The 18,005-nt window shown below is 56.7% G+C and carries 21 protein-coding genes and 1 other RNA gene; 8 read left to right on the top strand and 14 right to left on the bottom strand.

Features of this window, described 5'->3' with window-relative positions:
- Positions 1-11: 11 nt before the first annotated feature.
- The 5 genes from FA92_RS15330 to FA92_RS15310 all read left to right on the top strand — a co-directional run bounded on the left by FA92_RS15330 (position 12) and on the right by FA92_RS15310 (position 5,687).
- Positions 12-653 carry a DUF4310 family protein gene (locus tag FA92_RS15330; protein WP_033734006.1) on the top strand — a complete coding sequence of 214 codons (642 nt, stop codon included), beginning with the start codon at positions 12-14 and terminating at the stop codon, positions 651-653.
- Positions 654-696: 43 nt separating this feature from the next.
- A complete protein-coding gene (locus tag FA92_RS15325) occupies positions 697-1,827 on the top strand; it encodes an amidohydrolase/deacetylase family metallohydrolase (RefSeq protein ID WP_033784098.1) in 1,131 nt (376 codons plus the stop codon).
- Positions 1,811-2,932 (top strand): DgaE family pyridoxal phosphate-dependent ammonia lyase, encoded by a 1,122-nt coding sequence (locus FA92_RS15320; RefSeq protein WP_033784097.1) that lies wholly within the window; start codon positions 1,811-1,813, stop codon positions 2,930-2,932. The genes FA92_RS15325 and FA92_RS15320 overlap by 17 nt, the downstream gene beginning before the upstream one ends.
- Positions 2,929-3,669 carry a KDGP aldolase family protein gene (locus tag FA92_RS15315; RefSeq protein ID WP_033784096.1) on the top strand — a complete coding sequence of 247 codons (741 nt, stop codon included), beginning with the start codon at positions 2,929-2,931 and terminating at the stop codon, positions 3,667-3,669. Before FA92_RS15320 ends, FA92_RS15315 begins: the two co-directional genes overlap by 4 nt.
- 107 nt (positions 3,670-3,776) lie before the next feature.
- Positions 3,777-5,687, top strand: coding sequence for a PRD domain-containing protein (locus tag FA92_RS15310; protein ID WP_033784095.1), 1,911 nt, complete (start codon positions 3,777-3,779; stop codon positions 5,685-5,687).
- A 22-nt stretch (positions 5,688-5,709) separates the two neighbouring features.
- Here FA92_RS15310 and FA92_RS15305 read toward each other — a convergent pair whose 3' ends face one another.
- Positions 5,710-6,609: a LysR family transcriptional regulator gene (locus FA92_RS15305; RefSeq protein ID WP_013359142.1), complete on the bottom strand. Its 900-nt coding sequence runs from the start codon at positions 6,607-6,609 to the stop codon at positions 5,710-5,712.
- A 129-nt stretch (positions 6,610-6,738) separates the two neighbouring features.
- On the opposite strand from FA92_RS15305, the gene FA92_RS15300 reads away from it, so the two are divergent.
- The gene (locus FA92_RS15300; protein ID WP_033784094.1) at positions 6,739-7,443 is read left to right on the top strand and encodes a pirin family protein; all 705 of its coding nucleotides are present in this window, start codon (positions 6,739-6,741) and stop codon (positions 7,441-7,443) included.
- Between the two features lie 52 nt (positions 7,444-7,495).
- On the opposite strand, the gene dolP is transcribed toward FA92_RS15300, so the two are convergent.
- Genes dolP through FA92_RS15280 form a run of 4 tightly spaced genes read right to left on the bottom strand, consistent with a single transcriptional unit; the run spans position 7,496 to position 11,068 of the window.
- Positions 7,496-8,068, bottom strand: a complete 573-nt coding sequence (gene dolP, locus FA92_RS15295; protein ID WP_013359140.1) for a division/outer membrane stress-associated lipid-binding lipoprotein — start codon at positions 8,066-8,068, stop codon at positions 7,496-7,498.
- A 14-nt stretch (positions 8,069-8,082) separates the two neighbouring features.
- Positions 8,083-8,670 carry a DnaA initiator-associating protein DiaA gene (diaA, locus tag FA92_RS15290; RefSeq protein WP_003855538.1) on the bottom strand — a complete coding sequence of 196 codons (588 nt, stop codon included), beginning with the start codon at positions 8,668-8,670 and terminating at the stop codon, positions 8,083-8,085.
- Positions 8,671-8,684: 14 nt separating this feature from the next.
- Entirely contained in the window at positions 8,685-9,080 is a 396-nt protein-coding gene (locus FA92_RS15285; protein WP_033784093.1) for a YraN family protein, read from the bottom strand.
- The gene (locus FA92_RS15280) at positions 9,038-11,068 is read right to left on the bottom strand and encodes a penicillin-binding protein activator (protein WP_033784092.1); all 2,031 of its coding nucleotides are present in this window, start codon (positions 11,066-11,068) and stop codon (positions 9,038-9,040) included. The genes FA92_RS15285 and FA92_RS15280 overlap by 43 nt, the downstream gene beginning before the upstream one ends.
- Before the next feature lie 62 nt (positions 11,069-11,130).
- On the opposite strand from FA92_RS15280, the gene rsmI reads away from it, so the two are divergent.
- Both rsmI and rnpB read left to right on the top strand, forming a co-directional pair.
- Positions 11,131-11,997: a 16S rRNA (cytidine(1402)-2'-O)-methyltransferase gene (rsmI, locus tag FA92_RS15275; protein ID WP_013359137.1), complete on the top strand. Its 867-nt coding sequence runs from the start codon at positions 11,131-11,133 to the stop codon at positions 11,995-11,997.
- Between the two features lie 33 nt (positions 11,998-12,030).
- Positions 12,031-12,409: RNase P RNA component class A (rnpB, locus tag FA92_RS22360), an RNA gene on the top strand.
- Between the two features lie 175 nt (positions 12,410-12,584).
- Here the strand turns inward: rnpB and FA92_RS15270 are convergent.
- From FA92_RS15270 to exuR, 9 genes are all read right to left on the bottom strand, one after another.
- The gene (locus FA92_RS15270) at positions 12,585-13,559 is read right to left on the bottom strand and encodes a glutathione S-transferase family protein (protein ID WP_033784091.1); all 975 of its coding nucleotides are present in this window, start codon (positions 13,557-13,559) and stop codon (positions 12,585-12,587) included.
- Between the two features lie 76 nt (positions 13,560-13,635).
- The gene (locus FA92_RS15265) at positions 13,636-14,049 is read right to left on the bottom strand and encodes a DoxX family protein (RefSeq protein WP_013359135.1); all 414 of its coding nucleotides are present in this window, start codon (positions 14,047-14,049) and stop codon (positions 13,636-13,638) included.
- A 202-nt stretch (positions 14,050-14,251) separates the two neighbouring features.
- The gene (locus tag FA92_RS15260) at positions 14,252-14,536 is read right to left on the bottom strand and encodes a YqjK-like family protein (RefSeq protein WP_033784090.1); all 285 of its coding nucleotides are present in this window, start codon (positions 14,534-14,536) and stop codon (positions 14,252-14,254) included.
- Positions 14,536-14,931, bottom strand: coding sequence for a phage holin family protein (locus FA92_RS15255; RefSeq protein ID WP_033733987.1), 396 nt, complete (start codon positions 14,929-14,931; stop codon positions 14,536-14,538). Before FA92_RS15255 ends, FA92_RS15260 begins: the two co-directional genes overlap by 1 nt.
- 2 nt (positions 14,932-14,933) lie before the next feature.
- Positions 14,934-15,239 (bottom strand): YqjD family protein, encoded by a 306-nt coding sequence (locus FA92_RS15250; RefSeq protein WP_033733985.1) that lies wholly within the window; start codon positions 15,237-15,239, stop codon positions 14,934-14,936.
- Positions 15,240-15,274: 35 nt separating this feature from the next.
- Positions 15,275-15,649: a DUF1090 domain-containing protein gene (locus tag FA92_RS15245; protein WP_033784674.1), complete on the bottom strand. Its 375-nt coding sequence runs from the start codon at positions 15,647-15,649 to the stop codon at positions 15,275-15,277.
- Between the two features lie 190 nt (positions 15,650-15,839).
- Positions 15,840-16,187, bottom strand: a complete 348-nt coding sequence (gene mzrA / locus FA92_RS15240) for an EnvZ/OmpR regulon moderator MzrA (protein ID WP_013359131.1) — start codon at positions 16,185-16,187, stop codon at positions 15,840-15,842.
- Positions 16,187-16,861 (bottom strand): DedA family protein, encoded by a 675-nt coding sequence (locus tag FA92_RS15235; RefSeq protein WP_003850219.1) that lies wholly within the window; start codon positions 16,859-16,861, stop codon positions 16,187-16,189. Before FA92_RS15235 ends, mzrA begins: the two co-directional genes overlap by 1 nt.
- A 323-nt stretch (positions 16,862-17,184) precedes the next feature.
- The gene (gene exuR / locus FA92_RS15230; RefSeq protein ID WP_013359130.1) at positions 17,185-17,961 is read right to left on the bottom strand and encodes a transcriptional regulator ExuR; all 777 of its coding nucleotides are present in this window, start codon (positions 17,959-17,961) and stop codon (positions 17,185-17,187) included.
- Between the last annotated feature and the right edge of the window lie 44 nt (positions 17,962-18,005).

Raw genomic sequence — 18,005 nt, 5'->3', positions numbered from 1 at the left:
GAGGCAATGTGATGAACGAAAATAAAGGCTTCTGGTACGCCGACTGGTCTTTCCCGATCTTTGTTGGCCTGCTCTCGTCGGGCGTTTTCGCCGGGACCCACATGTATTACCTCTATGGTATTGGCGCGTTTAACGAAGTGGCGTTTGTCTCGATGCTGCGCGCAGGGATGGAAACCGGCGTCTACGGCGCGGTCGCCGCCTTCGGTGCCAGCTTCCTGTTTGCCCGCATTATCGAAGGCTCGCTGGTGGGTATTCTGGATATCGGCGGCGCGATCCAGACCGGGGTCGGGCTGGGTGTGCCGGCACTGCTGCTGGGGGCGGGCATCATCTTCCCCGTGGCGAACTTCGCAGCTTCGCTGGCGACGGGCCTGGTGATTGGTGTGGCGATTGGCTACCTGATTATTCTGGCGCGTAAATTCACCATCAATCAGAGCGATTCCACCTACGGCGCAGACGTGATGATGGGTGCAGGTAATGCTTCAGGTCGCTTTCTGGGGCCGCTGATCATCCTGTCCGCCATGGCGGCCTCCATTCCGATTGGTCTGGGCTCGCTGCTGGGTGCGCTGCTGTTCTATCTCTGGAACAAGCCGATTACCGGCGGTGCCATCCTCGGCGCGATGATTCTGGGTGCGCTGTTCCCGATTGCTCTCTGATCTCACCGGCAGCCCGCCAGCGGGCTGTCGTTAAGGAGAAACCATGTACGACTTGATTATCCGCAATGCGCGCCTCAGCGATGAGCAGGTGGTCGATATGGCGTTGCAGGATGGCCGCATTGCTGCCATCGGCAAGGTGCAGGGCAGCGCACCGCGTGAGCGCGATCTGGCGGGCCGCTACTACCTCAGCGCGGGCTGGATCGACTCCCACGTTCACTGCTATCCCAAATCACCGATTTACCATGATGAAGCAGACGCGATTGGCGTGGCGCATGGCGTCACCACAGTGGTCGATGCGGGCAGCACCGGCGCAGAACACATCGATGACTTCTACCAGTTGACGCGCGCGGCGCAGACCCAGGTCTATGCGCTGATCAATATCGCCCGCACCGGCATCGTCACTCAGAATGAGCTGGCCGATATGACGCAGATCGATGGCGAGGCGGTGCAGCAGGCCGTGGCTCGACTGCCCGATTTTATTGTCGGCCTCAAGGCGCGCATCAGCAGCAGCGTGGTCGGTCAGAACGGCGTTCAGCCGCTGATCAAAGCCAAAGCGATCCAGCAGGAGAGCGGCGGTCTGCCGCTGATGGTTCATATCGGCAATAATCCACCCAATCTCGACCAGATTGCGGATCTGCTGACCACGGGCGACATCATCACGCACTGCTTTAATGGCAAACCCAACCGCATTCTGACGCCGCAGGGTGAACTCAAAGCGGCGGTAAAACATGCCATCGCACGTGGCGTAAAACTCGATGTTGGCCACGGCAGCGCCAGCTTCAGCTTCGAGGTCGCCCGCGTGGCGATTGCGCAGGGCATTCTGCCCGACACCATCAGCTCTGACATCTACTGCCGTAATCGCCTGACCGGGCCGGTTCACAGCCTGGCGCATGTGATGTCGAAATTCTTCAGCGTCGGCATGACGCTGCCGCAGGTGATCGACTGCGTGACGGTCAATGCGGCTGCAGGACTGCGCCTGCAGCGCAAGGGCCAGCTGAAAGTGGGTTACGACGCCGACCTGACTGTTTTTAGCGTCAAAGAGGAAATCCGGCCCTTTATCGATTCAGAAGGTGAACAGGTAACCGGTGAGAAGCATCTGGTTCCGCTGGCGGCCGTGGTCGCTGGTACGTGGATCGCGACAGAAGAAGGAATAGCGCATGACCTCGGTATATGAAAAGTATGGCCTGAAGCCGGTAATTAACGCCTCTGGCCGTATGACGATCCTCGGCGTCTCTACGCCGTCGAGTGACGTGATCGATACGGTGAAATACGGCCTCGACCACTACTTCGAAATGAAAGATCTGGTGGATAAGACCGGTGCTTATATCGCCGGTCTGCTGAAGGTGGAGAACGCGCTGGTGGTCTCCTGCGCCTCCGCAGGCATCGCCCAGTGCGTGGCGGCGGTGATAGTGAAAGACAATGACTGGCTGGTGGATAACCTGCACGCCGCACCGCTGACCATCCCGCACCAGATTGTAGTGCCGAAAGGGCACAACGTGAACTATGGCGCCCCGGTCGGCAGCATGGTGGCACTGGGTGGCGGGCAACTGGTGGAAGCGGGTTACAGCAACGAGTGCTCAACTGCCCAGCTGGCGGCGGCGATCACGCCGCAGACCGCAGCAATCCTCTATGTGAAATCGCATCACTGCGTGCAAAAGAGCCATCTCGATGTAGCGCAGGCCGCGGCGGTTGCGCGTGAGCATGGTGTACCGCTGATCGTCGATGCGGCCGCGGAAGAGGATCTGCAGTGTTACTACCAGGCGGGCGCCGATCTGGTGATCTACAGCGGCGCAAAAGCGATTGAAGGGCCGACCAGCGGGCTGGTCATTGGCAGACACCACTACGTTGAGTGGGTCAAACGCCAGACCAACGGCATTGGCCGCGCGATGAAAGTGGGCAAAGAGGGGATTCTGGGGCTGACCCAGGCGATTGAAAACTATCTGACGCAGCCAAAAATCAGCGGCGCGCAGATGGTGGAAAAAATGACGCCGTTTATTGAGCAGCTCAATGGCCTGCATGGCGTGACGGCTCGGATCGTATGGGATGCCGCCGGACGCGATATTGCCCGCGCGGAGATCGCCTTTGACGAAGCTGCGATCCAGCAGCGCACCGGCGATCTGGTGCAGGCGCTGAAAAAGGGCGACGTCGCGATCTACTTCCGTGGCTACAAAGCCAACGAGGGGATCATTGAAGCAGACGTGCGCAGCGTCAGCGCCGATCAACTGAACACTATTTTCACCCGCATTCAGGCACTGTTAAACGGAGAGAAACACGCATGACGCTGACCCCCAACTTTTATCAGGATCGCATCTGCCTTAACGTCCTGGCGGGATCAAAAGAGAACGCCCGCGCCATCTGGCAGGCAGCAGAAGGGCACGTGCTGGTCGGCGTGCTGTCAAAAAACTACGCCAGCAATGACGCCGCTATCGCTGATATGCGCGAGTATGCTGCGCTGATTGATAATGCGCTGTCGGTGGGGCTGGGTGCGGGTGATCCTGAACAGTCACAGATGGTGAGTGAGATCTCCGCGGTGCTGCAACCGCAGCATGTGAACCAGGTCTTTACCGGCGTCGCCACCAGTCGTGCGCTGCTGGGCCAGTCACAGACCATCGTGAACGGTCTGATCTCGCCCACCGGCACGCCGGGTCAGGTGAAAATCTCTACCGGACCGCGCAGCGCAAAGCAGCGCGACGGGATCGTGCCTATCGAAACGGCGATTGCGATGCTGCAGGATATGGGCGGCAGCTCGGTGAAATATTTCCCGATGGGCGGTCTGCAGGCGGTGGATGAGTATCGCGCCGTGGCGGAAGCCTGTGCAAAACTCGATTTCTGGCTGGAGCCCACCGGCGGTATCGATCTGGAGAATTTCGGCGAGATCGTGCGCATTGCGCTGGAGTCCGGCGTCAGCAAAGTGATCCCGCACGTCTACAGTTCGATCATCGACAAAGCCAGCGGAGAAACCCGCATCGAAGATGTGCAGCAGCTACTGGCTATCTGTAAAACGCTACTGGCGTAGAGATCGACACGATCAGCCTGCAGCAGGCGGATCGCGCAACATGGACGTTGTGTGACGATCGCCGTAGGCTGATGTTCCCACTTTCTGTCTGCAAACAGGTAACGCTTGTGAGATTTCCTAATCAGCGCCTCGCGCAACTGTTCGATGCCCTGCAAAACGAAACGCTGCCTCAGGATGAGCTTGCGCGGCGTTTTGCCGTCTCGACCCGCACCGTGCGCACCGATATCACGGCGCTGAATGCGCTGCTGGCAGAGCATGGCGCGCAGTTTATCCTGAGCCGTGGCGCGGGCTATCAGCTGAAGATTGAGGATGCTCAGCGCTTTCAGCATCTGCAGCAGCACACCGCGTCGCCGCTGCGGGTGCCACGCACCTCGCCAGACCGGGTTCGCTACCTGCTGACCCGTTTTCTCACTGCGGCCTATTCGCTGAAACTTGAAGAGCTGGCCGAAGAGTGGTTTGTCAGCCGCGCTACCCTGCAGAATGATATGGCAGAAGTCCGCGAATGGCTGGGGCGCTATCATCTTACTATTGAGAGCAAGCCACACTACGGCATGAAGCTGTTCGGCAGCGAAGTGGCGATTCGGACCTGCCTGACCGATCTGTTATGGCAAATCGATCAGGCGCAGCCGGAGAGTCCGCTGCTGACGATTGAAGCGCTTAACAGCGGCATGCTGGATACGCTGCGCCCGCTGCTGCAAAACTGCTTTGCCCAGCACAATATTCGCCTCAGCGATGAGGGCGAGCGCTATCTGCGGCTTTACTGCGCCGTGGCGGTGCGTCGCATCAGTGAAGGCTATCCGTTAAACGATCCTGGAGCCGAGGAGATTGGTGATGAGGTGCGTGAAGCGGCACATCAGCTGATTAATCTGATGCGCCCGCTGGTCAGCAAACCGATCTCACCGGCGGAAGAGAACTGGCTGCGGGTCAATATTGCGGCGCGGCGCATTCAGGCGATCGCCCCCAGCGCTATTAATGCCGATGACGCCGACGCGCTGGTGGATTACCTGCTCAGCTTTATCAACACGCACTACAACTTCAATCTGCAAAACGATCAGCAGCTGCGTGCCGATCTGCTCACCCACATCAAAACCATGATTACCCGGGTGCGCTATCAGATCCACATTCCCAACCCCTTGCTCAGCAACATCAAGCAGCACTATCCGATGGCCTACGACGTCACCTTAGCGGCGGTAACCAGCTGGGGGAAATATACCCCGTATGTTATCTCCGAGAATGAGATCGGCTTTCTGGTTCTGCATATCGGTGTCGGGCTGGAGCGCCACTATGACGTCGGCTATCAGCGCCATCCGCAGGTGCTGCTGGTGTGCGACAGCGGTAACTCTACGCTGCGCATGATTGAGGCAATGCTGCTGCGTAAATACCCGCAGTTACAGGTCACGGCGCGCCTGTCACAGCGCGAATATGAGGCGCGCAGCCGTATCGACGAGGATTTTGTTATCTCGACCATCCGGCTCAGTGAAAAAGAGAAACCGGTGGTGGTGATGTCACCGTTTCCCACCGGTTTTCAGCTGGAGCAGATTGGCAAGCTGGTGCTGGTTGACCGGACCCGGCCCTACATGTTGGCGAAATTTTTTGATGCACAGCATTTTCATATTGTTGACAGGCCGATGACCCAGTCTGAACTATTTCGTCAGCTGTGCGATCAGCTGCAGGAGGAGGGCTTTGTGGATGCGGCGTTCTGTCCGTCGGTTGAAGAGCGTGAAGCGATTGTCAGCACCATGCTGGGCGAAGGGATCGCACTGCCGCACTCGCTGGGACTGCTGGCAAAGAAAACCGTGGTCTATACCGTGCTGGCTCCGCATGGCATCGCGTGGGGCGACGATACCGCCTATGTCATCTTCCTGCTGGCCATCAGCAAAAGTGAGTATGAAGAGGCAATGGCGATATACGATCTGTTTGTGACGTTCCTGCGTGAACGGGCGATGACCCGCCTGCGGGACAGCAGCGATTTCAGCAGCTTCAGGGCGGTGGCGATGGATTGCCTGAGCCGGTCTTAGCTTCGCCCTGAAACCATGATACTTAGTTTTTCTTCGCCAGCAGGCGCGGGATCTCGCGCAGGCACCAGGATTTGGCTTCGCCCATGCTGTCACGTCGCCACGCCATAATAATATCGACCTCGCGGGTATACTCCGGACTCACTACCCGCAGACGACCTTCAGCAATATCCTGCTCGACTAATGAATAGGGCATGGTTGCCACGCCCAGGCCCGCCAGCAGCGCACGTCGCTTATCGTCCATGCTGCTCACGGTCAGGCGCTGCTGCTTATCCAGCAACTGCACGGTCAGCACCGGACGCTCGCGCGCAGTATCCGCGACCGCAATGCCACGGTATTTCACCCGCGTCACTTCAGACTGCGGTTCCGGCTCGTTATGAATCGGGTGATCCGCACTGGCGACGTAGACGCTCATCATGGTGTAGAGCTTGCGGGTATTGATCTCGGTGGAGGCGCGGAAGTGCATATCGGGGGCAATCACGATATCGGCGCGGCCCTGTTCCAGTCGTTCCCACGCACCCGCCAGCACTTCCGTCACCAGCGAAAACTGCGTATTGGCTTTGTCGGCCAGACGGGTCACCAGCGGAAACAGTGCATCAATGGGCACCAGCGCTTCGGTAACAATGGTCAGATGGGTTTCCCAGCCACGTGCCAGCGCTTCCGCATCGGTGGTGAGCTTATCGGCCGCTTCCAGCAGTACCCGGCCACGCTCCAGCAGCATGCGTCCCACGTTGGTAAATTTGGTACGGTGACCGGAGCGGTCAAACAGCACCACATCCAGCTCCTCTTCCAGCTTCTGCATGGTGTAGCTGAGGGCGGAAGGCACTCGCCCCAGTTCATCTGCGGCTGCTGCAAAACTGCCACGCCGATCAATCGCATCCATAACGCGTAACGATTCAAGGGTTAACGCACGCTCTTTGGCCATCCCGGGTCTCTGTCAGGAAATTTGAACATGCCGGGCAGATTAACTGGCTAACAATCCGGCGTCCAGACTTTTACCATGGGTGCATAAAGTCCGTGGCCGATCCTCGTCACCGGATGCCGGAGGTAAATAATGATAACGACACGCAGTGCGTCCGCCTGTGGTCAGGCCGATTTCGGCTGGTTACAGGGCCGCTACAGTTTCTCTTTTGGCCACTATTTTGATCCCAAACTGATGGGTTACGCGTCGCTGCGCGTACTGAACCAGGAAGTGCTGGCACCGGGTGCCGCTTTTCAGCCGCGCACTTATCCTCAGGTCGATGTGCTGAACATCGTGCTGCAGGGTGAAGCCGAATACCGCGACAGTGAAGGCAACACGATCAGCGTGCGGGAAGGGGAAGGGCTGCTGCTCTCTGCTCAGCCCGGAGTGAGTTACACCGAAATTAACCTGAGCAAAGATCGCCCGCTGACGCGCATGCAGCTCTGGCTGGCCGCCTGTCCAGAGCGCGAAAATCCGCGGATGCAGAAAATAGTCCTCACAGATGGCCGCGTGTCTCAGCTAATCGCCTCGCCTGATGGCGTGGACGACAGTCTGCAACTGCGTCAGCAGGTGTGGATCCATCAGGTCGAGCTGGCACCGGGCGAACATTACTCGCTGCCGATACAGGGGCCGCGAGCCTATCTGCAGTCGATTCACGGCTCGCTGGAGGCGATGTCCGGCACGGATCATCAGGAGAAGCTGGGCTGTGGCGATGGTGCCTTTTTGCAGGAAGAGAAGCAGTTGCAGCTGACTGCAAAAACCGCGACCCGCGCGCTGGTTATCGACATTCCGGTCTGAAAATCGGGCAATAAAAAAGGCGGCCAGGGCCGCCTTTTTGCGTTTTTACCGGTTACTTCAGCATGGTAAAGGCGGTGGTGACGTGCTTCACGCCACTGACGCGACTGGCAACATCGGCCGCGGCCTGTGCTTCCTGTTGCGTCACCAGACCCAACAGGAACACTTCGCCATTCTCGGTCGTCACCTTCACGTTGGAGGATTTCACCTGATCGCTGCCCAGCAGTTGCGAGCGAATTTTGGTGGTGATCCAGGTGTCGGACGACGTGGTGCCCAGCGTCACTTTCTGGCCGATGCGAATCTCGTTATAGACTTCGGTTGCGCCATCGACGCCCATGGTGATCTGTTTGGCACGATTGGCGATCTCCTGCGAAGGTGCCTGGCCGGTCAGCAGCACTTTGCCCTGATAAGCCGTGGCGATGACGCGGGCATCGGTTTTAATCTGCTGATCTTTCGCCAGCGCGTTAGTGACGCGCAGCTCCAGGGTGCCGTCATCAACCTGCGTCCCTACCGAGCGGGGATCGGTCGCCGTTTTGGTGGCAACCGCTGCGCCGCCAGCCACAACCGCAACGCAGCCCTGCAGCAGCATGGCGGTTAACAGAATAGCTATAGCATTCAATGCTTTCATTCGTGCTCCTTCGGTCATTCCTGATGGGGAAAGAGAGTGTTATCGATCAGATCGCATAAGCAATTAACGGTGAGCATATGCATCTCCTGAATACGGGCGCTGCGGTGCGACGGAATGCGGATTTCCACATCCTGCGGACCCAGCAGTCCGGCGAGCTCTCCGCCATCATACCCGGTAAGCGCAACGATAGTCATATCGCGTGTTACCGCCGCTTCTACCGCCTTGACGATGTCGCGGGTGTTGCCCCGGGTTGAGATAGCCAGTAACACATCGCCTGCGTGTCCCAGTGCGCGTACCTGCTTGGCATAGATTTCATCATGCAGACGGTCGTTACCAATCGCGGTCAGCATCACGTTGTCGGCACTTAAGGCCAGCGCCGGTAAGCTGGGGCGTTCGGTCTCAAAACGGTTGATCATGCTGGCGGCGAAGTGCTGGGCATTGGCAGATGAAGCACCGTTACCACAGCTCAGGATTTTATTGCCATTCAGTAGCGACTGCACCAGCGTCATGGCCGCGCGCGAGATAGCATCGGGCAACGCCTCGGCTGCGGCAATCTGGGTTTGAATACTTTCGGTAAAACACGCTTTAATTCTTTCCTGCACACGACCACCTGGTTCTAAACGTCTGCATTAAAGGCATTCGGCAGCCACTCGAGCGCCGTGCCGGTAATGGCGATGATGTCGAAACGGCAATTCACTGTTTCAAAACTGCCGCCGCGTTGCGCCAGCCAGAGAGCGGCAGCGCGCAGCAGCTTTTGTTGTTTATTCCGGGTAACGCTGGCAAGTGCGCCACCGTAACGCGCATCGCGCCGGTAGCGGACTTCAACAAACACCCAACAGTGCCCGTCACGCATAATCAGGTCAAGTTCACCATTGCGAAAGTGAACATTGCTGGCGACCCATATCAGGCCAGCCTGCTCCAGATAGCGCCGGGCATCTTCTTCATGCCCGGCACCAATCTGACGGCGATTTAGTTGGCCGGTGCGATTTCGCCCCGACGATACTGGTTCCATGTCAACTTCCTGTTGATCACACAATCCGTGTCGGCGCTGAGCTTGCCGGTATTGCCATCCAGCGTAAAGCCAGGAGACTGACGCATCTGGTTGAAGTGATTCGCCAGCGTCCAGGCATCCATACCCATGGCATAGAGACGCACCAGCGAGTAGTCATTATTGAATGACTTTGAGGTCTGCTGCATCAGGCCAGGGTTGCTGCCGGAGAGCAGCGGAATATCGCTGAACTGCAGGCCATCCATTTCCAGACGGAAGTCCGGGCCGGCACCCGCCTGCGCGCTGCGCGAGCTGGCATACAGCGAAATGTTGCTGCGGCTGCCGGTGCGCATGGCAATCATAGGCTTGATCAGCTGCAGTTCATCCTGCGTGGAGACGATGTAGACCGCATCGACGTCGCCACCGCTGCTGGTGCTGACCACATCTGGCGTGCTCTGTTGCGGTGCCGGAATGGTCAGGCCCGCAATCGAAACACCCTGCGGCTCAGCAGGTGCAGCGTTCACCGGCGTACCCGATAAGCTGATGCCCGCACCGCTGTTGATTCCCTGTTTCAGCTCAGAGGTCGAGCCAAATCGCTGCTGCATGACGGTGCTGCCACCCAGTTTCTGCCACTCCTGAGCAAAAGCGTTGGTGACGCGATCGCCCAGTCCGCTGCGCGGCACCAGCAACAGCGGCTGGCGTTTGCCCTGATCCCAGATATGGTGCGCGGCATCGCGCGCTTCGTCTTCAGGAGAAAGCGCAAAGTAGCAGATATTCGGATGGTTCTGGATCTTCTCCGGCTCATTGAGCGCAAGCACATTCAGTGGCGTCTGGCTGTTGGCGACCTTTTCAACGTTGCTCTTCAGCAGCGGGCCGACCACGATAGTCGCGCCATCCTGCTGAGCCTGCTGCATGACCTGCTCAATAGGCTGGCTGCTGGTGTCATAGACTTTGATCTGGGCGTTGCTGGCCGGTGCGGCAGTAGCAGGCTGAGACTGGGGCTGTGACTGAGGTTGGGTTGTGGTGTCAGCAGACTGCTGCGGCGCGCTGATGGGATCGGCAGCCGATCCCGCTGCAGCGGCAGGTTGCGTGCTGGCCGTCGCATCTGCAGCGGCAGGCTGGGCAGCAGCAGGCTGAGCGACCGGTGCGGAGACGCCGTTCTTCGCGTCGTTAAAGCCTTTCTGAATCGCATTCGCGAACACCTGCGCCTGGCCGTTCAGCGGCAGCAACAGCGCGATGATGCTGGTTGAGGCTTTGGTGTAGTTCTGCATCTGGCTTAGCTGCGTCGGCAGCGTTTTGGCCGCCGGGTTCTGTGGATAGCGGGTCTGCCAGTCTTTGATAGCTGACTTCAGCATCTCCGCATCCTGCGCGTTGGCGCGCCAGACCGCGAGCAGATCGAGCCAGCCCTGCAGCACATTTTCGTCGGCATTAATCACCAGGTTGCTGGCCTCCTGCGGCGACATCTGCGTCAGTGTCTGCCAGGTGGCGTCAATGTTGGCCTGATGATCGGTGCCTTTCAGCAGCGGCTCCTGCGCAATATAGGTGCGCAGCAGTGAGAGTGAAGGGCGACCCTGGGCGCTGGCGATCTGCAGGCTGTAATAACGCGCCAGCTGATCCTGCGACAGCGAACCGGTTTTCACGGCAGCTAATAGCGGTTCAGCTTCTTTGGTTTTCTGCTGTGAAATCAGCAATTGCGCTTTCAGCAGCAGGGATTCCTGTTGCTGCGTCTCAGAGAGTTGCTGCGGCAACTGGCTCAGTTGCTGGGTCGCCTCAGGATACTTTCCTTCCTTCAACAGGGCGCGGATTGCGAGTAATTGCCAGTCGGTCTTGCTATCATCGCTGCTTTGCTGCGCTTGCTGCAGATAGTAAGCGGAGCTGGCGGTGACTGGCCCCTGAATATTGACGGTTGAGGTTTGCGGCCCCTGACCGCTACATGCGGCTAAAATCAGCCCAGCAAGAATGACAGGCAGAAAGCGTCCTGCTTTATGACGAACGACTTTTGAAGGAAGCATACTGTATCCAGTGATGTTTTTTTCAAGATGCTCAATATTAAATCGGCAATTCGGATGAAACAATGAAACAACTCGATCGGGCAGAGATTTCTGCCAGCACGCTCTACATCGTTCCAACCCCGATTGGTAATTTGGGTGATATCACCCAGCGGGCGCTGACGGTGCTTTCGAGCGTCGATCTGGTCGCTGCGGAAGATACACGTCATACCGGGCTGTTGCTACAACATTTCGCCATCAATGCGCGACTCTTCTCACTTCATGACCACAACGAGCAGCACAAGGCTGAACTGCTGTTAACGAAGCTGCAGGAGGGTCAAAGCATAGCCTTAGTTTCCGATGCTGGCACGCCGCTGATCAACGATCCGGGCTACCATCTGGTGCGTCGCTGCCGTGAAGCGGGTATTCGTGTGGTGCCGCTGCCCGGTGCCTGTGCTGCCATTGCCGCGTTAAGTGCTGCAGGACTGCCATCCGATCGTTTCTGTTACGAAGGGTTTCTGCCCGCCAAAACCAAAGGCCGCTGCGATGCGCTGCGGGCGCTGGTACAGGAGCCACGCACGCTGATTTTTTATGAATCGACCCACCGTCTGATCGACAGTCTGCAGGATATGGTGAGTGAGCTGGGGGCTGAACGCTACGTCGTGCTGGCGCGCGAGCTGACCAAGACCTGGGAGTCAATTTACGGTGCACCGGTTGGCGAACTGCTGGCCTGGGTGAAAGAAGATGACAATCGTCGTAAAGGTGAAATGGTGCTGATTGTTGAAGGGCACAAGGTCGATGACGAAGACGCGTTACCGGCCGATGCGCTGCGTACGCTGGCGCTGCTGCAAAAAGAGCTGCCACTGAAGCGCGCCGCTGCGCTGACCGCTGAGATCCACAGCGTGAAGAAAAATGCCCTCTATAAGTATGCGCTGGAGCAGCAAGAGGCGTGACAAATGCCGGCGAATGTCCTATTATCCCGCGCCGAAGCTGACCAGACAGTCGCCGCTTTGTCGTCGTCCTCACTTGTGGGGAGACGGGCAGAGGGGAGGAAAGTCCGGGCTCCATAGGGCAGGGTGCCAGGTAACGCCTGGGAGGCGCAAGCCTACGACCAGTGCAACAGAGAGCAAACCGCCGATGGCCCAGAAATGGGATCAGGTAAGGGTGAAAGGGTGCGGTAAGAGCGCACCGCGCGACTGGCAACAGTTCGTGGCACGGTAAACTCCACCCGGAGCAAGGCCAAATAGGGGTTCACAAGGTACGGCCCGTACTGAACCCGGGTAGGCTGCTTGAGCCAGTGAGCGATTGCTGGCCTAGATGAATGACTGTCCACGACAGAACCCGGCTTAACGGTCAGCTTCGACTTTTTACCAGAAACCCCGCCTCGGCGGGGTTTTTGCTTTTGCGGGCCTGGTGCAGGCAGCAATGAATGACTGTCCACGACGCTCTCTATGAAAAGAACGCGGCTTAACGGTCAGCGTCGACTTTTTACCATAAACCCCGCTTCGGCGGGGTTTTTGCTTTGTGGCGCTAACAACATTTAACCGCGGCCGTGCGGTTCATCCCAGTCAAACGCCGGGCCCAGCGAAATGACGCCGCTCGGGTTGATGGTCTTGTGGCTGCAGTAGTAGTGATGACGGATATGCGGCAGATTGACCGTCTCCGCAATGCCCGGCATCTGATAGATATCACGCAGGAAACCGCTGAGGTTTCTGTAGTCACCGATCCGGTGACGATCGCATTTGAAGTGGGTCACATAGACCGGATCAAAGCGCACCAGCGTGGTCCACAAACGTAGATCCGCTTCGGTCAATTGATCGCCGGTGAGATAGCGATGCTGGCCCAGGATCTGCTCCAGCCGTGACAGCGAATGGAACAGCGCAGTGACGGCCTCATCGTACGCGGATTGCGACGTGGCGAAGCCCGACTTATAGACGCCGTTATTCACGGTGTCGTAAATCCAGCCATTCAGCTCATCAATCTTTTCACGCAGCGCAACGGGATAGTAGTCACCGGCACGGGCGCCCACCGCATCAAACGCACTGTTGAACATGCGGATGATATCCGCTGATTCATTGCTGACGATGGTGTTCTGCTGCTTGTCCCACAATACCGGCACAGTAACGCGGCCACTGTATTGCGGGTCGGCGTGCAGATAGAGCTGATAAAGGAACTCGTTCTGGTAGAGCTTATCGCCGGTCGCATCCTGGAAGGTGTCATCGAACGTCCAGCCATTCTCCAGCATCAGTGGATTTACCACGGAGACATCGATCATGCTGTCCAGACCTTTCAGCTGACGCATCAGCAGCGTGCGGTGCGCCCAGGGGCAGGCCAGCGAGACATAAAGATGATAGCGATCGCGCTCAGCGGCAAATCCCGCTTTACCGACCGGACCGGCGCTGCCATCCGGCGTTACCCAGTTGCGAAAAGCCGATTCTGAACGCTTGAAACGTCCGCCGGTAGATTTGGTGTCGTACCAGGTGTCATGCCAGACACCGTCAATTAACTGTCCCATAATGGCTCCAATGCAAGCAGGGCGGGGAAATGTCCCCGCCCTGTTAAGTATATGTGGCAATACGCTTTATGTGAGATTAGCGCGCAATTGATGCCTGTGGTTTTCTTTTGCTGATCAGGCGATCAAGGCTGTATGCACCCGGGCCCACCAGACCTAACACCAGGAAACCACCTGCGATAGAGAGGTTCTTCATGAACATCAGCTGGTTTACGCCTTCTGCGAAGTTACTGTGAAACAGAAACGCGGTCAGGATGGTGAAGCCGGCAGTGAACAGGGCAGTAAAACGGGTCAGGAAACCAAACAGAATCGCCAGACCGCCGCCAAACTCCAGCAGGATAACCAGTGGCAGCATAAAGCCAGGGACGCCCATCGCTTCCATATATTGCTGAGTACCTGCATAACCGGTGATTTTGCCCCAGCCAGCCGTAATGAACAGGATTGGCATCAGGATACGAGCCACTAATAAACCAACGTCTTCGAATTTTTTCATCATTTACTCCAGCGCTATCAGGGATGCAGGGCAGACTGCCCGCAGGGTTTATGCCCGCTGAAAGCAGTTCTGCATTCATTGGGTTGATAGCTGGAGATGATAATCGCGGCGTGGAAAGGTTGTAAGCGAGATATACTGTCAGTGTTCTTCAGAAATTCTGAAGAAGAAAAGCCGGCCTTTTCAGGACCGGCTTTAAGCGGGATTAACGCGGGGGCATAGCAGACTTGATCATGCGCCAGGTGCTCCAGGCACCGAATCCCCGCTTCGCCCAGCGTAACAGCTTGCTCGGACTGCGAATGGAGTAAACGGCGAGCGCGCTGCTGCCAATGGCCAGATAGCGACGTAAGCTGAGGAAAGTAAACCAGCCGCGATCGTAGTGGGAGGTGCCTTCCAGCCAGTCACGCCGCGCAGCGCTTAAATCCAGCCGCTGCTGCTGCACATGCTTAAGCAGTTCATGGATGCGTTCTTCACGCTCGCGGCGGCTCATCAGCGCTGGTCCTCAAGCAAATTACGGTCTGTTTCCAGCTCTTTGCGCGTATGGCGCAACAGCGTGGACTGACGTGATTTGTGAAGCGTCCAGAGCCCGAAAATAACCGCCAGCAAAAACAGCGTACCGGTCGTGATGCCAATCGCCATCAGACGATATTGTGCATCGACTGCCCAGATGATCAGAACCATCAGGCTCATCAGACCAAATGCAGTGAACAGCATTGTCAGGCCAATCATCAACAGCATCTGTATCAGATTCGCTTTCTCATGCTCCAGTTCCACCACTGCCAGACGAACGCGTGTCTCAACCATGCCAACCAGCGTGGTAACGATACGCTGGCCGATGTTAATGACCCCTTTAGCCGGGCCGTGGTTCTGCTGTGAGTCGGCCATGGTTAGCGACGCGAAATGAGCATGCCGAGTGCGACGCCAATCGCTGCACCGATACCCACACCATGCCATGGATTCTCACGCACGTAGCCTTCGGCTTTCTGCGCCGCTTCGCGCGTAGTCGCTGCGATGCGTTCGCCTGATTCGCCCAGACGCTCACGTGAGCTGTCCAGCGCATCACGCGCTTTACTGCGAAGTTTATCCAGCTCGCCTTTGGATTTTTCGGTGCTGCTGCTCAGCACTTCTTCCAGGGTGTCGGCAAGGTTTTTCAGTTCAGCACGCAAATGTTCCGATGATGTGTCTTTAGACATAAAATACTCCTTTAACATCAGTGGGTTAATTCCGATTAATAGGGCTCCGCCTGTAACTTTTTCAGCTCCCGGCGTGCTTCATCCAGTTTTTGTTGTCGTTTGGCAATCTTCTCCCTGTCATGGCCCTCTTCACGCTCTTCCCTGAGTGCGTGCTCACGCTCAGCCACTTTCTGCTTCTGAGCATTAATTCTTTCCAGATGGGCGGCTTCCAGCTTTTTATCGCTGCAATCAGCCCGGACTTCGGTCAGCGCACGCTCCAGGCCGTTAACCCGGCGCTGGTTGTTATGCTTCTGCGCCATCCCGATTTCACGCTGAATATCCTGTTCTTTCTGTTCACAAAGCGATTCTGCTGCCAGCAGCGACCCCGACAGCGAAAGCAGCGCGACGCCCAGCAATACTTGATATTTCATCGGTCCTGAACCTTCCATTGCGACCTGATTCGTCATCACGCGTCAGGCATTATGCCTGCAGGTGCTGAAAATCGACTCTCGGTTAAGCATAGACATCGATAGTAAAAAGTTCAAAGAAGACCGGGAGATAGAGAGCCTTTCAGACCGCCGCACCCTTTCGCGGCGGTCTGAAAGCAAAGAGAGGGTCAGATTACGCCAGAGAGAGGTGCTGAGCGTGATCGTGCTGAGCGACGATAAAGCCCTGCGGCAGAAGGCGGCGTAATACCTTCTGTGCGGCCAGGCTCTGCTCTTCACTGTCAAAATGAATGATCAGTGCGTCACCCGCAGGCGTGATGCTTTTGATACGGATCCCCTGCGCGCTTAATTGCTGATAGAGATAAAAGCCATCAGGCAGCGTTGCGCCAGCATGAGAAACCCGAATCTGCACCACCGTCTCGTGCTGCATCAGAGGAGGAACCACACAAAGCGCGGTCAGCGCAAGCGCGCCAGCAATCAACCACGGTATCCACCGTTTAGGAATAGCCTGCAGCAGTTTCATTACTCGGCTTTCCCGTTCTGATTCGCCTGACGCTTACGCCATAACACGACCAGCGACCCCACCAGGCCAAAGACCAGCAGCGCCAGCGGCAGCATCATCAGGAAGAACATCATCTCATCTTCATAACGACGGAAAATGGGGGTTTTACCCAGTGCAAAGCCGATAACGGTCAGAATGACCACCCAGAGAAAAGCACTCACCCAGTTAAAGAACTGAAAGCGGGCATTGCTGAGGCCTGATAACCCGGCGATGGTTGGCAGCAGCGTTCGCACAAAGGCGATAAAGCGGCCAATCAACAGGGCAGATAAGCCGTGACGGTGGAACATACTGTGCGCGCGCAGATGATACTGGGCGGGTAGATGAGAAAGCCATTTCTGTACCGTAGGTGTATTGCCCAGCCAGCGGCCCTGAATGTAGCTCACCCAGCAGCCGAGGCTGGCTCCGGTGGTTAAAACCAGAATCGTTAATGGGAAACTCATGGTGCCTTTGGCAATCAGAACGCCGACCAGAATCAGCAGACTGTCACCCGGCAGAAATGCGGCAGGAAGCAGGCCATTTTCTAAAAACAAAATCATGAACAGCACGCCGTAAATGGCCCATACCAGCGTGGGGTCGGAGAGGGTTTCGTAGTCCTGTTGCCACAGGGCATGCAGCAACGCTTGCAAAATATCCATCAATCATTCCTGAACATCATTGTTAAATATGTCCCACAGGGACTTAAACGCAGACCGGCATTTAGTTATAAATTTTAGGAGCGCAGCCTGGGCGGGGTTTTCCGGATCCTTCCAGAATTGATTGTTAAATCAGCGACTTTATAAAACCCTGTCGCAAAGGGTAATAAAAGGGCGATAACTGTAACAAAAATCGCCTGTCTGAGACAGGAAAACTCTCTGGCGAACAGGAGTTTTACCTTGTGAAACGGCGTGTAAAAAGGAGCTTTACATGACCTGACACTATTGCAGATTAACTGACCATCTCAGGGTGTTTTCAGGCACGTTTAGCGGGCGTTATTGGACCCATCAGGCAGGATGACCGGATTTTCACCAAACATGTAACGATCCACGTTAAATTCAAAATCATCCGCCGTCGCGTTAAACAGCATCTGTTTAGTATTTTCCAGATGTTGCCACATCGCCAGTTTGCTGGCGGCGGGATCTTTACGCATCAGCGCTTTAAGAATCTGATCGTGGTCGTCGCACCAGCTGAGAATGCTGCGCTGGTCGATATGTTCGTGAAGTTTAAGCCAGTAGGGATTGTGCAGACGATGCAGCCACATTTTTTCAACGATGGCGGCTAAGGCACTGTTCTGGGTGGATTGCGCAATACGCACATGAAACTGCATGTCCCACTCGGAGTCGCGGAAGTGATCCTCCTGGCGGGCTTTTTCCTGTATCGCCATCAGATCGATAATGTCCTGACGCGTTACCTGGGTGGCAGCGAATTCCGCCACGTTACTCTCAATCAGCTGGCGCGCCTGAAGTAATTCAAACGGACCAAAGGTGGCAAACTCGAGCTGGCTGCTGGTGGCGGCGATACGATTCTGCTGCTGGCTGGCAATGACGTGAATGCCTGAACCTTTACGGACCTCAACATAGCCTTCCACTTCCAGCATGATGATCGCTTCGCGGACGACGGTACGGCTCACTTCCATCTCTTCGGCAATCAGGCGCTCAGCAGGCAGTTTGTCACCCACCGGATAGATTCCGGTTTCAATGCGGCTTTTCAGCTCGCTGGCCAGCTGTTGATAGAGTCGACGGGATTCAGTGATGTCCATAGCACAATCCTGGTAGCAGACAGATAAGTTGTTATACCACTTCA

It is taken from the genome of Pantoea sp. 9140, from assembly GCF_000745295.1.
GTDB classification, from domain to species: domain Bacteria; phylum Pseudomonadota; class Gammaproteobacteria; order Enterobacterales; family Enterobacteriaceae; genus Pantoea; species Pantoea vagans.
Note: the sequence above shows the minus strand (reverse complement) of the source record. Positions and strands in the feature narration are given on the sequence as shown.